This window comes from Clostridium sp. UMB9555A (assembly GCF_030222355.1).
In the GTDB taxonomy this organism is placed as follows: domain Bacteria; phylum Bacillota; class Clostridia; order Clostridiales; family Clostridiaceae; genus Sarcina; species Sarcina perfringens.
This window is the reverse complement of sequence record NZ_JASORQ010000040.1, coordinates 1-285: the sequence shown is the minus strand read 5'-3', so window position 1 is coordinate 285 and position 285 is coordinate 1. Positions and strand designations below refer to the sequence as shown.

Below are 285 nucleotides of genomic sequence, written 5' to 3'. Positions count from 1 at the left end.
AAATAGAACAAAGTTCTATTTGAAATATTCACTTTTCATAGCTTTATGATATCAAAGCTATTGAAAAAAGTCAATGATATCTATTGACTTTTTAATAGAAATGTAATATTAGCAAATTTTAACTTCTTTCTATTTAGGATTTAGTGTAATTTCCTAGATGAAAGGAGTTATTTTTATGGCACACATACACTTATTAACTAAAGAACAATTAGAACAAGAGAAAAGGTTTAATCTCGAAGAAAGAGATTTTCATGTCTTAAATCAAATCGAATATAAAGAGTCTAG

General features: G+C 24.9%; 1 pseudogene. It reads left to right on the top strand.

The annotated features are described in order from the left end of the window. Positions 1-175: 175 nt before the first annotated feature. A pseudogene (locus tag QP548_RS16875) lies at positions 176-285 on the top strand (plasmid replication protein); the annotation flags it as partial.